Genomic DNA, 16,865 nt, shown 5'->3' with positions numbered 1-16,865 from the left:
CCCGCGGGCCGCCGGCCCGGGCCGGCCGCGGCGCGGGGGGGGGGGGAGCCGCCGTCGCGGCGGCCTGGGAACGGGAGGTTCGGCCCGTGGTCGACGTACAGCCCCGGCCGCCGCGCACCGCGCGCCTGCGTCCGGTCGGTGACGGAGAACTGCGCCTGCACCACCGCCTCGTGCACGGATACCGGCGGGCCTACCGGATGGCGGGACAGGGCCCGGCCCTCGTCCTGATCCACGGCATCGGCGACTCCTCGGCGACCTGGGCGGAGCTGATCCCCGACCTCGCCCGCACCCACACCGTGATCGCGCCCGACCTCCTCGGCCACGGCGCGTCCGACAAGCCGCGCGCCGACTACTCGGTGGCCGCCTACGCCAACGGCGTGCGCGATCTGCTGTCCACGTTGGACATCGAGTCCGCCACACTGGTCGGGCACTCGCTGGGCGGGGGAGTGGCGATGCAGTTCGCCTACCAGTTCCCCGAACGCACCGAACGGCTGATCCTCGTCAGCGCGGGCGGCGTCGGCGGGGAGGTCAACCCCGTCCTGCGCGCGGTGTCGCTGCCGGGCGCGCATCTGATGCTCTCCCTGCTGCGACTGCCCGGCATGCGGCTGAACGTGGGTTTCTTCCTGCGTCTGATGCGTCTGCTCGACGCCGATCTGGCCCAGGACGCACCGGAGTTGGTGAACCTCGTGGACGCGCTGCCCGACGCGACCTCCCGCAGCGCGTTCGTCCGGACCCTGCGGGCCGTGGTCGACTGGCGCGGCCAGGCGGTCACCATGCTCGACCGCTGCTACCTCACCGAGGGCATGCCCACCATGCTGCTCTGGGGAGACCGCGACAGCGTGGTGCCGGTGCGGCACGCCCACGGGGCGCACGCGGCCATGCCGGGCAGCCGGCTGGAGATCTTCGAGGGAGCCGGTCACTTCCCCTTCCACAGCGATCCGGCGCGCTTCCTCGCCCTGGTCGAGGAGTTCACGACCACCACCAGTCCGGCCGACTGGAGCCGCGAGCGCTGGCGGGAGCTGCTGCGTGCCGGGCGCCCGGGCACGGCGGCGGGGCAGCCGGACACCGTCCGCAACCGCGCCGTGGAGCGGGACCTGCGCGAGGCGAGCGAACGCAGCGCGACCTGAGCCCCTGACCGGGGTTCGCCGGTGGGATCAGCCCGTTCGCTCGCGGGCGCCGCGCTCGGGCCCGGTCGTCGCGGACGTCCGGCCCCGGGCGGCCGCGACGACCGGCGAGTGACGCAGCGCGTCGGACATGCGCACGAGGTCGCGCCGGCCGTCGGTGTGCGCGAACGCCGGCCCGGTCGCGGGCGGCGCGCCCGCCGTCTCCGCCGAACGGATGACACGGCCCTCCGGGTCGGCGGCCCTGGCCCGCACCGCGACCGTCACCATCACCGCGTCCGCCTCGGCGTCCGCCTGGGCGGCGGAGGAGCCCGCCGCGACCGCGGCACCGTACGCCCGCGAGCGGACCTCGGAGTCGAAGTAGGGGTAGAGGCTCAGCATCCCGTCATGGATGTCGGACTCCCGCTGGGTGACCTGGAGTTCGGCGGCCGACCACCAGGACATCCGCACCGCGCGGTCCTCCGGCACGGAGACCGGCTTCAGTTCCCGCCACAACGGCCCGAGCCGGCGGTAGGCCGACCAGGTGTTCCAGACGTCCTCGACGCGCCGCCAGGCGAGGGGGAGACAGAAGCCGACCGCGGTGATCTGGGCCCCCGCCGAGGCCAGCATGGGAGCCACGTTGGTGCTGAGGCCGTCCAGGTCCGTGCCGTTCCAGCGGGCGACGACCGCGGTGAACTTGGCCGCGGAGTAAGGGATGTTGCACAGCGAACCGAAAGCGATGATCACCAGCCCGGCGCGCAGCCGGCCGCGGACCTCGACCGCCCAGCGCCAGCACATGATGTTCATCGCGACACCGGCGACGGTGAGCGACGCGAGGTAGAGGACGATCATCTCGCGGATGAAGGGCGTGTTGGCGTAGTACGTGTCGAGGTCGCGCAGCCGCTCGACGGAGGCGTCCCCGAGGGCGAACAGGGCGATCAGCGCCGCACCGACCAGGGCGTACCCGAGGATCCAGCGGCGGGAGAGCCGCCGGGTCACCTCGGGCGGTCCGCCGCGCCAGTTGATGATGAGCACCAGACACGAGGCGCTGTAGGCGCTCAGCAGGCAGTAGACGAGGGGGGCCGAGACGTTGGCGATCCCGGTGACGTCGTTGACCGCGGCGATGGTCGGCGGGGCCGCGAAGAGGAACACCAGGCCCGCGAGGGCGAGGAGCACGCCCACGGAACGCAGCAGCGGATCGCGCCAGCCGCGCAGCAGCGCGGGCCCTTTGAACGCGATCGCCGCACCCATGGCGACGGCCGGGATGTAGTAGCTGGATCCGTCCATGGCCCCGGGATCCTCAGCCCCGTGGGCCGCGGCAGCCCAGGGACGCCTCGATGCGGCCGGCCAGACCGTGCCGCTGCACCGGGCCGCGCAGCGAGGAACCGGCCAGCCAGGTGCGGCACTTGCTGGCGAGCAGGAGGCCGAAGCTCTCGGCCTCCTGCTCGTCGGCGTGGTCGAAGCGGGTGCGCGCCGCCACTTTCAGGACGGTCGCCTGGAGGTCGGCGCCGTCGCTGAGTAAGCGTGCCGCGACGGTCGCGCCGTCGATGTGATGACCGCAGTGCCCGGCCTTCATGTGCCACAACTCGTGGCCGAGGATGACCAACTGGTGGTCGGGCGCGGTGCGTTCCTCGATGACGACCAGGTCCTGTTCGGCCATGTCGAGCCACAGTCCGCTGGCGGTGCCGGGCGGGAAGGCGGCCGTACGGAACTGGACGGGACGGCCGCGGCGTCGGCTCATCGCGCCGCACAGCGCGGTGTAGAGGTCGGTGGGTTCCGCCGGTGCCGGCAGCGAGAGCTCCGAGACCAGCTCGCCGCACAGGCGGCGCATTTCCCTTCCGATGCCCACTGCTCTCCCCCGGCTCACGACTCTGGCCGTTTGACGCTCTCCAGGAGCATGTCCAGCCATTCCGCGACCTTGTCCCGGTGCTGGTCGGTGGGCAACTGCGCGGCCCGCCAGGCGATTCCGCGGACGCCGTGGTCGAGGAGCAGCCGTTCGAGCGGATCGTGGGCGGTGGAGGCCGCCGCGCGTTCGCGGTCGGCGAGGCGCTGCAGGAGTTCCTGCTCCGACCGCTGGAGGGCGCCCACGAGGGCTTCGGAGTCCTCGGCCGTGAGGAATCCGGCGTGCACCCGGAAGAAGCGCTGGATGGCGTCGCAGTGCTCCATGGTGGGGCGCCGGTCGCCGTTGATGAGGGCGCCCGCCTGCTGGCGGGACATGCCCGCGCCGTCCGCTATCTCCTGCTGCGTGTAGCGGCGGCCGTTGGGCTTGAGCCGGGTGCGCCGCAGCAGGTCGAGGCGTTGCAGGAAGCGTGCCTGCAGGTCGGGTTCGCCGGCGGGGCGGCCGCTCAGCAGGGCCTTCGCCACGGGTTCGGGGACACCGGACTCGGCCGACAGCCGCCGGACGTCGAAGACCTCCGCGTGCGGCACGCCGAGCCGGTCGGCGAGTGCGGTGACCCTGGCCACGACGGCCTGCAGCAGAACCGTCGCCGTGGCGCACGGAACCTCGAAGCCATCCGTCACCGACAGATCTCCTACGTCTCTCTCAGGTGGCTCTCACGAAGTTCGGGAACCATGTGGACACGAGGGTCAGGAAGCGTCCCGACGGCGGGAACCGGGGACCAACCGGAGCCTAGCCGGTCGCTCGAACTCACATCCAGGTCTCGCCACAACTGTGGCGAGATTCAGCCGTCAACAGGCGCCAAATGCCACGATAGTTGACACGCCCGCGCCCCGAGTACCAGGATCGGGGCGCCGCGTGAAGGCCGCAGAGGCAAGAGGGGTGACCTCCCGATGGCGTACCAGGCAGGAAGGCAGCGGTCCCAGCCGCGACCTGTCCCCGAGAGTCTCGAAGCGCAGGCGTACCTCCAGGACTACGCCACGCTGATCGAGGCCGTGCCCTTCCCCTCCTTCGTCTTCGACCGCCGCTGGGACGTCGTGCTGTCCAACGACGCGTTCGAGACACTTTTCGACGGCGTCGGCGCGCATCCGTCCGCCATGCCGGGCGACAACTTCCTGCGCTTCGTCCTGTTCCACCCGGACGCGGGATCGGTCCTCGGCGAGCACGAGTCGCGTTGGTGCCTGCCGATGCTCGCGCACTTCGCCGCGGCGGTGGAGCGCAACGGCCAGGACCGCGGACTCCAGGCGATCCGCCGGGACATCGCCCAGGACCCGATCATGGACGCCGCCTACCGGCACGGCCTGCCGCACTGGATCGCGGCGGTCGGACCGCGCGGGGTCGAGCACGACGGCGCCGTGCGCCCGCTGGTCCACCCCGATCCCCGCTGGGGCAGCACGGACTGCCGGATCGTCGACGAGACCCCCAAGGCCCTTCACGACATGGGCTATTCACGGATGACCCTGGTGCTGCGCGAGACGGCCCGGCCGGTCGCGGGCGGACCGCGCAGGGCACGCAGGACCCGCAACGGCGCGGCGGAGCTTCGTGCGGTGTGACGCGCGTTGACCCGTCGGCGCGACCCGTTCAGCCGGCCGGCGTCACGAGGACGAGGGGCACTCCGTCACAGGGGACGAGCCGCACGTCCTCGTGGCGTGTGCTCCTGGCCGCCGCCAGCACGGCCGCGAAGTCGGGCCCCCTGGTGAGCGATCCGGCCAGGTGCGCGGGGTCTGCCGACGCGGCCACCCGGCCCCGCGCGTTCACCAGGTGGGAGGCTCCCGGGAGCCGTTGGAGGAGCGGGACGACCGCTCCCTCGAAGTGCCGCAGGTACACGTCGGCCGCCGCGACCCCCACGAACCGGCCTTCCACGTGCACCGGTGCCGACAGCGTCAGGCTGTACTCGTCGGAGCAGAGGTAGTCGACGTAGGGCCCGGCGACCGCGCGCCGCCGTGTGTCGCGGGGGAGCGCGAACCAGTCCCAGTGCGTGTAGTCCGCGTACGCGGTGTGCGCCGGGTCGAGGTCGAGCAGCAGCGGTCGTACGCCCCCGTCGGCGTCCTGCTGCCACCATTCCAGCCACGCCGGTACGTCGCCGAGCAGGCCCGGGGCCGCCGCGAATCCGGCGCCCGAGACCAACTCCTGCCGGGTCAGCCGCAGATGCAGCCCCGGGCGCAGTGCCGCCAGGTCCACCGTCGCGGGGCGGCGGCCCTCGGCGGCGACGCGGGTGAGCAGCGCGGTCGCGTCGGCCCGGATCTCGGCGACCGCGTCGAACACGGCCTCCAGCGTGCGGCGGACCTGCGCGGCGACGGCCGCCTCGGCGGAGACGTCAAGCGTCGTCCCCGCGCCGGCCGGTCCGGGGCTCCTGCGCACGGTTGCCCTCCAGTGGACGCGGGCCTGACGCGGCACGCGGCATCGAGAGGCGCAGGGTGATGAGCCGCGCCGTCGATTCCACCACGCACCGCTCGGCCAGCGCTCTGGCCGAATCGTGGGCCCCATCTTGCACGGCCGAGATTACGGAGCGGTGACGGTCGGCGACTTCTTCGCGATATTCGTCGTCCCCGAGGACGAGGCACATCAGCGCGCCCACCTCCGTCTGGAGCACGACCTGTTCACGGGTCAGCCGGGCGGACTGCGCCGCCGCGGCGAGTTCGACGTGGAAGCGGCCGTAGACGCGGCTGCGGGCGGCGGCGTCCTCGGCGGACGACAGGTCGTCCAGGGTGCGCCGCAGTGCCTTGAGGTCCTCCGGTTCGGTCCGCTGCGCCGCCAGCCGGGCCGCCGCTCCGGACAGGGCGGCCCAGTGGTCGCCCAGGTCGCGCAGTTCCTCGGTGCTCCACCCGGCCAGCCGTGCCAACAGGCGTTCCTCTCCCGGTACTTCGGGAAGCGACACGAAGCTGCCGCCGCCGCGTCCGCGCCGTGTGGTGACCAGTCCCTGCTGCCGCAGGGCCATGAGGGCCTCGCGCAGGGTGACCGTGGACACGCCGAGCTGACCGGCCAGCTCCATCTCGCCCGGCAGCTGCTCGCCGTCGGCGAGCAGCCCCAGCTCGATGGCGTCACCGATCCGGTGCACGACCGTCTCGACGCGCGCGCGGTTGTCCACGGGAGTGAAGAGGGCTCTGCGGACTCCGTCGCCCCTGTGCTGCTTCACCGTCACCACCTTGTGCGTTGACTCAACCTTTACTCTAAGGGGGTATTGAGATTTGAACTATGGCTTCATATCTTTCCGGTCAGTGTTGCAACGCACCACCGCACCAGAAAGGTTCCCCGCCCATGGAGGCAAAGGCGATCCGGCTCCAGGGCCTGCGAAAGGCGTTCGGTGAGACGACCGCCGGGGCCGGAGTCGACCTGGAGATAGCCGACGGAGAGTTCTTCTCGATGCTCGGCCCGTCGGGCTCGGGCGAGACGACCGTCCTGCGGATGATCGCCGGATTCGAGAGCCCGACGGAGGGCCGGATGGCCTTGGGCGACGCGGCCCGGTCAACACCGCCCTCGTACCGAACTGCAGAAACGTCTTCAGCGGCCTGAAGAAGGGTGCTTGGAACTCCGTCGGCGGCTAGATGCACGGCATCCCGCACGCCCGGGGCGCCAACCTCGCGGCCGGCGAGGGCGCCGAAGTGAAGGCCTTCGTGCCTGAGGAGGGCTCCACCGGCTGGTTCGACACCTGGATGGTCTCCGCCAGGGCCGAGCACCCCAACCGCGTCTGCGAATGGATGGACTGAATCATCTCGCCGGAGGCGAATGCCCAGGTGGCCGAGTACTTCGGTGAGGCGTCGGCCGACTCCCAGGCGTGCGAGCAGACCAGTGACAAGAACTTCTGAGACACCTACCATGCCGCCGACGAGAGCTACCGGGTTCATTCGCAGTGCCCCCGGCCTTCGGGCCGGGGGTGAAGCGAATCCTGTGGCGGCGACGCGGAGCGTCGCGGTGACGTTCTGGGCGGAGCCGGACCGGACCGTGCCGATGCCGGTGACGGATCGCTTGTATGTTCCCGGCGACGTCACCGGGTTCCTCCGAGGATGCCCCGGCCTTCAGGCCGGGGTGGGGGTACCTCCCGCTTGCGGGGGAGAATCGGACTCCTGCGGAGCAGGGCAGGGAAAGCCGAATCGCCGTCAGGGCGATTCGGCGTCAGCGCCGGCAGCGTCGCGCTCGACTTCCAGCCGGTAGACGATCTCGGAGTTGAGAGAGCGGCGGGACGACTTGGCTTGCGCGACCAGCCATGCATGGAGGTCGGCGGGGAGGCGCAGCGTGATGCGTGATTCGTCATTCATGCCTCACATCGTAGTGCTAGCGTGACACCATGACGACACCGAATGCGGGAGAGGAATCCGGGCACGCCCGGTACACCTACCGCCTGCGCGTGTCGTCCACCGCGCGCGTCGGCCTCGATGCCGAATGGGCGCGCTGCCGGTGGCTGTGGAACGAGTGTGTGGCCATGTCCCGCAAGGTCCACGCCGCGAACCGGGATGCCGCCGAGAAGACGACGTGCGGCCCGGCGCAGCTCGACAAACTGCTGACCGAAGCCCGGAACGCGATGGCCTGGCTCCGCGAAGGCTCGTCGGTTCCGCAGCAGCAGACCATCCGGGACTTCGCCAAGTCCCGTGCGAAGGCGCTCAAGGACATCAAGGCCGGGCTGCCGATGCGGCAGCGCGCCGGGATGCCCCGCATCAAGCGCAAGCGGGAGGCCGCGCCGTCGCTGAACTACACCCGGCGCGGCTTCCGCCTCAAGGACGGCCGCCTCCACCTCGCGGGCGGGATCGCTCTGACGGTGGTCTGGTCCCGCGACCTGCCCGCCGACCCGACGTCGGTCCGCGTCTACCGCGACAGCCTGGGCCATTGGTACGCCTCGTTCGTCGTCGCCACCGCGGTCGAGCCGCTGCCCGCCACAGGCCGGGCCATCGGTATCGACTGGGGGGTCCGCGAGACCGCCACCACCACGTCCGACGCCCACGACCTCCCCCACCCGCAGCACGGCAAGACCGCCGCGCAGAAGCTGGCCCGCTACCAGCGGATGACGACCCGCCGACGCACCCCGAAGAACCGGCCCGACACCGCCGGCTACCGCAAAGCCCGCACGGCCGCCGCGAAGGTCTCCAAGAAGATCGCCCGGCAGCGCCAGGACACCGCCCGCAAGTGGGCCAAGGCGGTCGTCCGCGACCACGACGCGATCGCCGTCGAGGACTTCCGGCCGAAGTTCCTCGCCAAGTCCACCATGGCCCGCAAGGCAGCCGACGCGGCCATCGGCGCCACCAAGACGGCCCTGATCGAGATGGGCCGCAAGCACGGACGCGCCGTGCACCTGGTCAACCCCGCGCACACCACCATGGACTGCGCGTCGTGCGGAGCGAGAACCAAGCACGCACTTCCCCTTTCGGAACGTACCTATGCCTGCACCGCATGCGGAGCCGTGTCCCCCCGGGACAAGAACTCCGCCCGCGTGATGCTGGTCCGGGCTGGTCTCAACCCGGCTGGTGCTGATCGTGTAAGCGCTGGCGGACCGCTGGTCCCCAGCCAACGTGAGCCAGGAATCCCCGCCCTTTAGGGCGGGGAGGACGTCAACACCCCCGTCTACCGCCAGGTGGTCCTGCGCAGCGTCGGCGTCGCCCTCGCGGTCACCGCCCTGTGCGCGGTGATCGCCTTCCCGGTCGCCTTCTACACGGCCAGGATCGCCCGGCCCGAACGGCGGCCGCTGCTGGTCGTCGCCATCCTCACGCCGCTGTGGGCGAGTTACCTCGTCAAGGTGTACGCCTGGCGCCTGATCCTCTCTCAGGACGGCCTGGCCGACTGGGCGTTGAAGCCCCTCGGGCTGAGCGGACCCGGGTACGGACTCACGGCCGCGGTCATCGCGCTGACCTACCTCTGGCTGCCGTACATGATCCTGCCGATCCACACCGCGCTGGAGCAGCTGCCCGCCAACCTGCTGGACGCGTCGGCGGACCTGGGGGCCCGCGCGGGCCGCACTTTCCGGTCGGTGGTGCTGCCCATGGTCCTGCCGTCCGTGGCGGCCGGCTCGGTCTTCACCTTCTCGCTCAGTCTCGGCGACTACATCACCGTGCAGATCGTCGGCGGCAAGACCCAGCTCATCGGCAACGTCGTCTACTCCAACATCGAACTGAACCTGCCCATGGCCGCCGCGCTCGGCACGGTCCCCGTCGTGGTCATCGTGGTGTACCTCCTCGCGATGCGCCGCACGGGCGCCCTGAGCAGTCTCTGAGGAGTCCGCTGTGCAACTCTCCCGTCCCGCGCGCATCGCGCTGCGCGCCGCCGCCGGGCTCGGCTTCGCGTTCGTCTACGTGCCGCTCGCCCTCGTCCTGGTCAACTCCTTCGACGGGACCGCAGCGCGAGCTGGCCGCCGTCCGGGCTCACCCTCCACTGGTGGTCGGTCGCCTGGGAGAACGAGGGGGCCCGCGCCGCCCTGTGGGTCTCGGTCAAGGCCGGACTCGGCGCCACGGCGATCGCGCTGGTGCTGGGCACGCTGATCGCCTTCGCGGTCGCCCGCCACCGGTTCTTCGGCCGGGGCACCGTCTCCTTCGTGGTCGTCCTGCCGATAGCGCTGCCCGGCATCGTCACGGGCATCGCGCTCAACTCGGCGTTCAGCACGGTGCTCGAACCGCTCGGCGTCGGACTCGGCATGTTCACCGTGATCGTCGGCCACGCGACCTTCTGCGTCGTCGTCGTCTTCAACAACGTGGTCGCGCGACTGCGCCGCACGTCCGGAACGTACGAGGAAGCCGCCATGGACCTGGGCGCGGACACCTTCCGGGCCTTCGTCGACGTCACGTTCCCGCTGGTGCGCCCGTCGCTGCTGGCCGGCGCGCTGCTCGCCTTCGCGCTGTCCTTCGACGAGATCGTCGTGACGACGTTCACGGCCGGACCGGGCATCCAGACCCTGCCGGTCTGGATCTTCGACAACATGACCCGGCCCCGGCAGGCACCGGTCGTGAACGTCGTGGCCGCCGTGCTCGTCCTGCTCTCGGTGATCCCGATCTACGCGGCGCAGCGGCTGTCCGCGGACACGGCCGCCGAGAGCAGGATCTGAGTCAGCGCTTGGTGGCGTTGTTGAACAGCGAGCGCGACCAGACGTAGCCGACCAGGCTGATGCCGGCGCACCAGGCGAGCGAGATCCAGCCGTTGTCGCCGATCTCCGAGCCGCAGAGCAGACCGCGCAGCGTCTCGGTCATCGGGGTGAACGGCTGGTTCTGCGCGAACCAGCGGAGGCCCGGGGACATCGAGTCGGCCGGCACGAACGCGGAGCCGAGGAACGGCAGGAACTGGACCAGCAGCGGCTTGTTGCTCGCGGACTCGACGGTCTTGGAGATCAGGCCGAGCGCGGCCGAGAGCCAGGTCACCGCGAACGCGACGGCCGTGAGGAGACCTGCGGCGGCGAGCCATTCGAGCGGGCTCGCGTCCGACCGGAAGCCGATGGCGAGCGCGAACCCGACGACCAGGACCATGCTCACCATCGTCTGGATGACACTGCCGACGACATGGCCCGTCATGAACGACGAGCGGACGATGTTCATCGTGCGGAAGCGGTTGATGATGCCTTCCGTCATGTCCGAGCAGACCGCGATCGAGGTCGACATCGCCCCGGCGGCCACACCCATGACGATGATGCCGGGTGTCAGGTAGTCCAGGTAGGCGTCCCGGCCGCCGCCCATTCCGGCGCCGATCGAGTCCCCGAAGGCGTACACGAACAGCAGCAGCATCAGGATCGGCATCATGGCGGCGCCGAGCGACACGCTCGGATAGCGGATCGCGTGCTTGAGGTTGCGGCGCAGCATCGTCGTCGAGTCGTGCACGGCGTGGGCGAGGGTGCTCATCGAAGGGTCTCCTTGGCGGGAAGCGGGGCGTCGGTGCCGTTCTCGGTGGTGCCGTCGCCGGTCAGGGCGAGGAACACGTCGTCGAGGTCGGGGGTGTGCACGGACAGGTCGGCGGCCTTGATGCCGGCGGCGTCGAGCCGGTCGATCAGGGCGCGCAGCGCGACGAGGCCGCCGTCGCCCGCCACGCGCAGCGCGAGGTCCTCGTCGTCGCGGACCGCGCCGGGGAAGACACCGGCCGCCCGCTCGTACTCGGTGGGCTCGGTGAACCGCAGGCGTACGTGACTGCCGGGGATCTGCGCCTTGAGGCTCTCCGCCGTGCCCTCGGCGACGATCCGGCCGCCGTCGAGCACGGCGATCCGGTCGGCCAGCTGGTCGGCCTCTTCGAGGTACTGGGTGGTGAGGAAGACGGTGGTGCCGCCCGCGACCAGCGAGCGCACGGTGTCCCACATCGTGCGGCGGCTGCGGGGGTCGAGGCCGGTCGTCGGCTCGTCGAGGAAGATCACCTGTGGGTCGCCGACCAGCGTCATGGCGAGGTCGAGCCGGCGCCGCATGCCGCCGGAGAAGGTCGCGGCCCGCTTGTCCGCGACGTCCGCGATGTCGAACCGCCGGAGCAGCCGCTCGGCACGGGAACGTCCTTCGCGCTTGCCGAGACGCAGCAGGTCGGCCATGAGGAGCAGGTTCTCCTCGGCGGTGAGCAGATCGTCGAGCGCGGAGAACTGCCCGGTGACCCCGATCGCGGCGCGTACGCCGGCGGGTGACGTGGCGATGTCGTGGCCGGCGACCTGGGCCTGCCCGCCGTCGGCGGCGATGAGCGTGGACAGGATCTGCACGGTGGTGGTCTTTCCGGCGCCGTTCGGCCCGAGCAGCGCGAAGACGGAACCGGCGGGGATGCGCAGGTCGATGCCGTCGAGCACCGTTTTGTCGCCGTACGACTTGCGCAGGCCGACGGCGGAGACGGCGGCGGGCGGGTGCGGGGCACCGCCTTGCCGGGGAGAGGGCGGGGATGTGGGCATGACAGGGGAAGGCATGGGGCTCTCCGTTCGGAGGCTGGGCGGATGAGGCGTCGAGAGGGGTGCGGGACTCGGTGAAGCTTGTGGCCGCATAGTGGCATCACTGTGGCGCCATATGCAAACCTTGATGGCGTCGCACGTGATGTCGCATGTGGTGTCGCATGCAGCGTCGCGTGTGATGCCGCCCTGGCGGTTCGGCTTTTGGCCTGTGGGTATGTGGGCGGGGCTGCCTGGCTGGTGGCGGTCTCGCGGACTTCTGTGTGCGGCCCGGGGTCGGGTGGAGGCGTCACGTGGCGTGGTGTGGCGAGGGGTGGCATCGGGTGGGCGTCACGTGGTGTCGGGTGGCGCCAAGTGGTGTCGGGCGGCGCCAAGTGGCGCCAGGTGGCGCTGGGTGAGGTCGATTGCCTCGGGTCCATGGCGGCGATGGGCGCCCGCCTCCGAGGTGGCGACGGGTTCCCGTCTCCGTGGCGGCGGCCGTGGGTGCCCGTTTCCGTGACGGCTGTGGGCGTCCGTCCCGTGGTCGGGAACGCGCCGGGCTTTTACGCAAGCAGCTTGCATTTCTTGCGCTATTCTTGCGCTCATGACGCGACGACTTGCTCAGGTGGCGAAGAAGGTCGGGGTCAGCGAGGCCACGGTCAGCCGGGTGCTCAACGGCAAGCCGGGTGTCTCCGACTCCACCAGACAGGCGGTCCTGTCCGCCCTGGACGTCCTCGGCTACGAACGGCCGACCCAGCTCCGGGGCGAACGCGCGCGGCTCGTCGGGCTCGTGCTGCCCGAGCTGCAGAACCCGATCTTCCCGGCCTTCGCCGAGGTGATCGGCGGGGCGCTCGCCCAGCTCGGCCTCACCCCGGTGCTGTGCACCCAGACCAAGGGTGGCGTCTCCGAGGCCGACTACGTGGAGCTCCTGCTCCAGCAGCAGGTCTCCGGGGTGGTGTTCGCCGGCGGTCTGTACGCGCAGGCCGACGCGCCGCACGACCACTACCGCGAGCTCGCGGACCGCAATATTCCGGTGGTGCTCGTCAACGCGGCCATCGAGCACCTGGGCTTCCCGTGCGTCTCCTGCGACGACGCCGTCGCCGTGGAGCAGGCGTGGCGCCACCTCGACTCGCTGGGCCACGAGCGGATCGGGCTCGTCCTCGGCCCCGGCGACCACATGCCCTCGGGCCGCAAGCTCGCGGCGGCGCGCGCCCTCGCGCCGGAGCTGCCCGACGCGTACGTGGCGCGGGCGATGTTCTCGCTGGAGGGCGGCCAGGCCGCGGCCACCAGACTGCTCGACCAGGGGGTCACCGGCATCATCTGCGCCAGCGACCCGCTCGCGCTCGGTGCCGTGCGCGCGGCCCGCCGCAAGGGGCTCAGTGTCCCCGGCGAGGTCTCCGTCGTCGGGTACGACGACTCGGCGTTCATGAACTGCACCGAGCCCCCGCTGACGACGGTCCGCCAGCCCATCGAGGCCATGGGGCGCGCCGCGGTGGAACTGCTGAACGCGCAGATCGGCGGCAGCAGCGTGACCCCCGAGGAGCTGCTGTTCGAGCCGGAACTGGTGGTGCGCGGGTCCACCGCGCAGGCGCCCCGCGGCTGAGTCCCGCGGCTGAGCCGCGCGCCGGGGCCGCCCGGCCGGGCCGGCGACCCGCTGGCCCGGCGGCCGTACCGGGGTCGGTGACTCCGGTACGCAACCGGCTGCCATGAGAACCCCTGATCGCTGTCAAATAATTACAGATTCTGCGCGACATCTTGCGGACGGATGTCGTCGGTGCTTGAGTGTGCGGCGCCAGAACACGGCGGCACGCCCGCCGTGGGCCTTCCTCGCTCCAGCCCGAAGGGGTCCACTGATGAGAAGTACCGGGTTCCGCCGTACCTTCGTCATGCTCATGGCGTCCTCTGTCGCGCTCACCGCCACCGCGTGCGGTTCCGGCGACAACGACGACGCGGCGGACGGAAAGACCCGCATCACCGTCAACTGCGAGCCGCCCAAGAGCGCCAAGGTCGACCGCTCGTTCTTCGACGCCGACACCGCCGCCTTCGAGAAGGCCAACCCGGACACCGACGTCGTCACCCACGACGCCTTCCCGTGCCAGGACCCCAAGACCTTCGACGCCAAGCTGGCCGGCGGCCAGATGGAGGACGTGTTCTACACGTACTTCACCGACGCCAAGCACGTCGTCGACGTCAACCAGGCCGCGGACATCACGAGTTACGTCAAGGAACTCAAGAGCTACGACACCATCCAGCAGCAGCTGCGCGACATCTACACCGTGGACGGCAAGATCTACGGCATCCCCCGCACCGGCTACTCGATGGGCCTCATCTACAACAAGGCGCTCTTCGAGAAGGCCGGACTCGACCCCGACAAGCCCCCGGCCACCTGGGAGGAACTGCGCGCGGACGCCAAGAAGATCGCCGCGCTCGGCAAGGGCACGGTCGGGTACGCCGACTACAGCGCCCAGAACCAGGGCGGCTGGCACTTCACCGCCGAGCTCTACTCGCAGGGCGGGAACGTCGTCTCCGAGGACGGCAAGAAGGCGACCGTCGACACCCCCGAGGGCAAGGCGGTCCTGCAGAACCTGAAGGACATGCGCTGGAGCGACGGCTCCATGGGCAGCAAGCAGCTCCTGGTCATCAACGACGTCCAGCAGATGATGGGCTCCGGCAAGCTCGGCATGTACCTCTCCGCGCCCGACAACATCCCGATCCTCGTCAAGGAGAAGGGCGGGAACTACAACGACCTCGCCCTGGCCCCGATGCCTGGCGGCAAGGGCACGCTCATCGGCGGTGACGGCTACATGTTCAACAAGAAGGCCACCCCGGCCCAGATCAGGGCCGGCCTCAAGTGGCTCGACCACATGTTCCTGACCCCCGGCAAGGGCTTCCTCGGCGACTACGCCCGCGCCAAGAAGAACGACGCGCCCGTCGGCCTGCCCGAGCCGCGCCTGTTCACCGGTGCCGCCGACGAGAAGGACCAGCAGGTCAAGAAGGCCAACGCCAACGTGCCCGTGGAGAACTACCAGGCCTTCCTCGACGGCAACCAGAGCCTGGAGATGAAGATCGAGCCCCCGCAGGCCCAGCAGATCTACTCCGTCCTCGACGCCGCCGTGTCCGCGGTCCTCACCAAGAAGGACGCCGACATCGACCAGCTCCTGAAGGACGCCTCCGGCAAGATCGACTCCATCCTGGCCCGGGGCTGACACCCTTCATGAAGACCGCATCGAAGCCCCCCGCCGTGCTCCCTCCGGCCGCCTCCGGCGCGCCGGAGGCGCCGCGGCAGGCCGGGCGCCGGACCGGGGAACCGTGGCGCGGGCGCCTGGCCGACCAGTTCCGCGCCTACGCCTTCCTGGCCGGCGGCCTGCTCTGCTTCGCCCTGTTCTCCTGGTACCCGGCGATCCGCGCCGTCGTGATCGCCTTCCAGAAGTACACGCCGGGCAGCGGCGGCGAGTGGGTCGGCACCGCCAACTTCACCCGGGTCTTCCACGACCCGGAGTTCACCGCCGCCTGGCGCAACACCCTCACCTTTACCCTCCTCGCCCTGCTCATCGGCTTCGCCGTCCCCTTCGTCATGGCGCTCGTCCTCAACGAACTGCGCCACGCGAAGGCGTTCTTCAGGGTCGTGGTCTACCTCCCGGTGATGATCCCGCCGGTGGTCAGCGCCCTGCTGTGGAAGTGGTTCTACGATCCCGGAGCCGGCCTCGCCAACGAGACGCTGCGCGCGCTGCACCTGCCGACCTCGAACTGGTCCAACGGCGCCGACACCGCCCTCGTCTCCCTGGTGATCGTCGCCACCTGGGCCAACCTCGGCGGCACCGTCCTCATCTACCTCGCCGCGCTCCAGAGCATCCCCGGCGAGCTGTACGAGGCGGCCGAACTGGACGGCGCGAACCTGCTCCAGCGCATCCGCCACGTGACGATCCCCCAGACGCGCTTCATCATCCTCATGCTGATGCTGCTTCAGATCATCGCCACCATGCAGGTGTTCACCGAACCGTTCGTGATCACCGGCGGCGGGCCCGAGGACAGGACCGTCACGGTGCTCTACCTGATCTACAAGTACGCCTTCCTCTACAACGACTTCGGCGGAGCCTGCGCGCTGAGCGTCATGCTGCTCGTCCTGCTCGGCGCCTTCTCCGCCCTCTACCTGCGGCTGACCCGCTCCGAAGGGGAGGACGCGTGAGCACCCGCACCCTGGTCTCTCCGCTCACCCTGGCCCGCCCGCGCGGCAGGGCCCTCTACTGGGCCGTCTTCGGCGGCGTCGTCCTGCTCTTCGCGCTGGCCTTCCTCTTCCCTGTCTACTGGATGGTGACCGGCGCCATGAAGTCGCCGGACGAGGTCACGCGCACCCCGCCCACCCTGGTCCCGGAACGCTGGCACACCGGCGGCTACACCGACGCGTGGAACCTGATGGACCTGCCCACCCACCTGTGGAACACCGTCGTCCAGGCGACGGGCGCCTGGCTGCTCCAGCTCGTGTTCTGCACGGCCGCCGCCTACGCCCTGTCCAAACTGAGGCCGGCCTTCGGCAAGGTGATCCTCGGCGGCATCCTCGCCACCCTGATGGTCCCGGCGCAGGCACTGGTCGTCCCCAAGTACCTGACCGTCGCCGACCTGCCCGTCCTGCACACCAGCCTGCTCAACTCCCCGCTCGGCATCTGGCTGCCCGCCGTCGCCAACGCCTTCAACCTCTACCTCCTCAAGCGCTTCTTCGACCAGATCCCGCGCGACGTCCTGGAGGCCGCCGAGATCGACGGCGCCGGGAAACTGCGCACCCTGTGGTCGATCGTGCTGCCGATGTCCCGACCCGTCCTCGGAGTCGTGTCGATCTTCGCCCTGGTCGCCGTCTGGCAGGACTTCCTCTGGCCGCTGATGGTCTTCTCCGACACCGACAAGCAGCCCATTAGCGTGGCGCTCGTCCAGCTGTCGCAGAACATCCAGCTCACCGTGCTCATCGCCGCGATGGTGATCGCCAGCATCCCCATGGTCGTGATGTTCCTCGTGTTCCAGCGGCACATCATCGCCGGCATCAGCGCGGGCAGCACCAAGGGCTGACGCCCGTACCCGACCT

General features: G+C 70.6%; 15 protein-coding genes and 4 pseudogenes. 11 read left to right on the top strand and 8 right to left on the bottom strand.

Translation table 11 applies throughout. The annotated features are described in order from the left end of the window. Positions 1 to 86 precede the first annotated feature (86 nt). A complete protein-coding gene (locus tag ACFW6B_RS34100) occupies positions 87 to 1,127 on the top strand; it encodes an alpha/beta fold hydrolase (RefSeq protein ID WP_386602339.1) in 1,041 nt (346 codons plus the stop codon). A gap of 27 nt (positions 1,128 to 1,154) precedes the next feature. Here the strand turns inward: ACFW6B_RS34100 and ACFW6B_RS34095 are convergent, their stop codons facing one another. The 3 genes from ACFW6B_RS34095 to ACFW6B_RS34085 are packed head-to-tail and all read right to left on the bottom strand — an operon-like array spanning position 1,155 to position 3,620. Continuing rightward, positions 1,155 to 2,387: an MAB_1171c family putative transporter gene (locus tag ACFW6B_RS34095; RefSeq protein WP_386602337.1), complete on the bottom strand. Its 1,233-nt coding sequence runs from the start codon at positions 2,385 to 2,387 to the stop codon at positions 1,155 to 1,157. 13 nt (positions 2,388 to 2,400) lie between these two features. Further along, positions 2,401 to 2,931: a toxin-antitoxin system, toxin component gene (locus ACFW6B_RS34090; protein ID WP_386602335.1), complete on the bottom strand. Its 531-nt coding sequence runs from the start codon at positions 2,929 to 2,931 to the stop codon at positions 2,401 to 2,403. A 32-nt stretch (positions 2,932 to 2,963) separates the two neighbouring features. Beyond that, positions 2,964 to 3,620 carry a helix-turn-helix domain-containing protein gene (locus tag ACFW6B_RS34085; protein ID WP_386602333.1) on the bottom strand — a complete coding sequence of 219 codons (657 nt, stop codon included), beginning with the start codon at positions 3,618 to 3,620 and terminating at the stop codon, positions 2,964 to 2,966. 270 nt (positions 3,621 to 3,890) lie between these two features. Between ACFW6B_RS34085 and ACFW6B_RS34080 the strand changes: the two genes are divergently transcribed. Continuing rightward, positions 3,891 to 4,550 carry a hypothetical protein gene (locus ACFW6B_RS34080; RefSeq protein WP_386602331.1) on the top strand — a complete coding sequence of 220 codons (660 nt, stop codon included), beginning with the start codon at positions 3,891 to 3,893 and terminating at the stop codon, positions 4,548 to 4,550. Positions 4,551 to 4,578: 28 nt separating this feature from the next. Here the strand turns inward: ACFW6B_RS34080 and ACFW6B_RS34075 are convergent, their stop codons facing one another. Both ACFW6B_RS34075 and ACFW6B_RS34070 read right to left on the bottom strand, forming a co-directional pair. Beyond that, positions 4,579 to 5,358, bottom strand: a complete 780-nt coding sequence (locus tag ACFW6B_RS34075) for a cache domain-containing protein (RefSeq protein WP_386602329.1) — start codon at positions 5,356 to 5,358, stop codon at positions 4,579 to 4,581. Beyond that, positions 5,315 to 6,133, bottom strand: a complete 819-nt coding sequence (locus tag ACFW6B_RS34070) for a FadR/GntR family transcriptional regulator (protein WP_386602327.1) — start codon at positions 6,131 to 6,133, stop codon at positions 5,315 to 5,317. The genes ACFW6B_RS34075 and ACFW6B_RS34070 overlap by 44 nt, the downstream gene beginning before the upstream one ends. 122 nt (positions 6,134 to 6,255) lie before the next feature. Here ACFW6B_RS34070 and ACFW6B_RS34065 point away from each other — a divergent pair. Together ACFW6B_RS34065 and ACFW6B_RS34060 are read left to right on the top strand one after the other, a co-directional pair. Further along, positions 6,256 to 6,495 (top strand): annotated as a pseudogene (locus ACFW6B_RS34065) (ATP-binding cassette domain-containing protein); the annotation flags it as partial. A gap of 74 nt (positions 6,496 to 6,569) precedes the next feature. Further along, positions 6,570 to 6,800: pseudogene (locus ACFW6B_RS34060) on the top strand (spermidine/putrescine ABC transporter substrate-binding protein); the annotation flags it as partial. 294 nt (positions 6,801 to 7,094) lie between these two features. Here the strand turns inward: ACFW6B_RS34060 and ACFW6B_RS34055 are convergent. Then, positions 7,095 to 7,253: an Arc family DNA-binding protein gene (locus ACFW6B_RS34055; protein WP_386602325.1), complete on the bottom strand. Its 159-nt coding sequence runs from the start codon at positions 7,251 to 7,253 to the stop codon at positions 7,095 to 7,097. Positions 7,254 to 7,282: 29 nt separating this feature from the next. Here ACFW6B_RS34055 and ACFW6B_RS34050 point away from each other — a divergent pair, with 29 nt between their 5' ends. The 3 genes and pseudogenes from ACFW6B_RS34050 (at position 7,283) to ACFW6B_RS34040 (ending at position 10,021) form a co-directional block, all read left to right on the top strand. After that, the gene (locus ACFW6B_RS34050; protein ID WP_386602323.1) at positions 7,283 to 8,524 is read left to right on the top strand and encodes an RNA-guided endonuclease InsQ/TnpB family protein; all 1,242 of its coding nucleotides are present in this window, start codon (positions 7,283 to 7,285) and stop codon (positions 8,522 to 8,524) included. 18 nt (positions 8,525 to 8,542) lie between these two features. Next, positions 8,543 to 9,196, top strand: a pseudogene (locus tag ACFW6B_RS34045) (ABC transporter permease); the annotation flags it as partial. Between the two features lie 10 nt (positions 9,197 to 9,206). After that, a pseudogene (locus tag ACFW6B_RS34040) lies at positions 9,207 to 10,021 on the top strand (ABC transporter permease). Between the two features lies 1 nt (position 10,022). Here ACFW6B_RS34040 and ACFW6B_RS34035 read toward each other — a convergent pair. Both ACFW6B_RS34035 and ACFW6B_RS34030 read right to left on the bottom strand, forming a co-directional pair. After that, on the bottom strand, positions 10,023 to 10,805 hold the full coding sequence (locus ACFW6B_RS34035) for an ABC transporter permease (RefSeq protein ID WP_386602321.1): 783 nt from the start codon (positions 10,803 to 10,805) through the stop codon (positions 10,023 to 10,025). After that, positions 10,802 to 11,833 (bottom strand): ATP-binding cassette domain-containing protein, encoded by a 1,032-nt coding sequence (locus ACFW6B_RS34030; RefSeq protein ID WP_386602319.1) that lies wholly within the window; start codon positions 11,831 to 11,833, stop codon positions 10,802 to 10,804. Before ACFW6B_RS34030 ends, ACFW6B_RS34035 begins: the two co-directional genes overlap by 4 nt. 562 nt (positions 11,834 to 12,395) lie before the next feature. Between ACFW6B_RS34030 and ACFW6B_RS34025 the strand changes: the two genes are divergently transcribed. The 4 genes from ACFW6B_RS34025 (at position 12,396) to ACFW6B_RS34010 (ending at position 16,849) form a co-directional block, all read left to right on the top strand. After that, positions 12,396 to 13,394, top strand: a complete 999-nt coding sequence (locus ACFW6B_RS34025) for a LacI family DNA-binding transcriptional regulator (protein ID WP_386602317.1) — start codon at positions 12,396 to 12,398, stop codon at positions 13,392 to 13,394. A 250-nt stretch (positions 13,395 to 13,644) separates the two neighbouring features. After that, on the top strand, positions 13,645 to 14,997 hold the full coding sequence (locus ACFW6B_RS34020) for an ABC transporter substrate-binding protein (RefSeq protein ID WP_386602315.1): 1,353 nt from the start codon (positions 13,645 to 13,647) through the stop codon (positions 14,995 to 14,997). 8 nt (positions 14,998 to 15,005) lie between these two features. Continuing rightward, a complete protein-coding gene (locus ACFW6B_RS34015) occupies positions 15,006 to 15,977 on the top strand; it encodes a carbohydrate ABC transporter permease (RefSeq protein ID WP_386602312.1) in 972 nt (323 codons plus the stop codon). Next, on the top strand, positions 15,974 to 16,849 hold the full coding sequence (locus ACFW6B_RS34010) for a carbohydrate ABC transporter permease (protein ID WP_386602310.1): 876 nt from the start codon (positions 15,974 to 15,976) through the stop codon (positions 16,847 to 16,849). Before ACFW6B_RS34015 ends, ACFW6B_RS34010 begins: the two co-directional genes overlap by 4 nt. The last annotated feature ends 16 nt before the right edge of the window (positions 16,850 to 16,865 follow it).

The organism is Streptomyces sp. NPDC058751 (assembly GCF_042746485.1).
GTDB lineage: Bacteria > Actinomycetota > Actinomycetes > Streptomycetales > Streptomycetaceae > Streptomyces.
This window is presented reverse-complemented; position numbering and strand designations above follow the sequence as displayed.

Bases quoted from the DNA above. Each gene is read 5' to 3' on its own strand.
- ACFW6B_RS34090 (WP_386602335.1), bottom strand. From the start codon at position 2,931: ATGCGCCGCCTGTGCGGCGAGCTGGTCTCGGAGCTCTCGCTGCCGGCA.
- ACFW6B_RS34020 (WP_386602315.1), top strand. From the start codon at position 13,645: ATGAGAAGTACCGGGTTCCGCCGTACCTTCGTCATGCTCATGGCGTCC.
- ACFW6B_RS34030 (WP_386602319.1), bottom strand. From the start codon at position 11,833: ATGCCTTCCCCTGTCATGCCCACATCCCCGCCCTCTCCCCGGCAAGGC.
- ACFW6B_RS34095 (WP_386602337.1), bottom strand. From the start codon at position 2,387: ATGGACGGATCCAGCTACTACATCCCGGCCGTCGCCATGGGTGCGGCG.
- ACFW6B_RS34015 (WP_386602312.1), top strand. From the start codon at position 15,006: ATGAAGACCGCATCGAAGCCCCCCGCCGTGCTCCCTCCGGCCGCCTCC.
- ACFW6B_RS34050 (WP_386602323.1), top strand. From the start codon at position 7,283: ATGACGACACCGAATGCGGGAGAGGAATCCGGGCACGCCCGGTACACC.
- ACFW6B_RS34025 (WP_386602317.1), top strand. From the start codon at position 12,396: ATGACGCGACGACTTGCTCAGGTGGCGAAGAAGGTCGGGGTCAGCGAG.
- ACFW6B_RS34055 (WP_386602325.1), bottom strand. From the start codon at position 7,253: ATGAATGACGAATCACGCATCACGCTGCGCCTCCCCGCCGACCTCCAT.
- ACFW6B_RS34035 (WP_386602321.1), bottom strand. From the start codon at position 10,805: ATGAGCACCCTCGCCCACGCCGTGCACGACTCGACGACGATGCTGCGC.
- ACFW6B_RS34080 (WP_386602331.1), top strand. From the start codon at position 3,891: ATGGCGTACCAGGCAGGAAGGCAGCGGTCCCAGCCGCGACCTGTCCCC.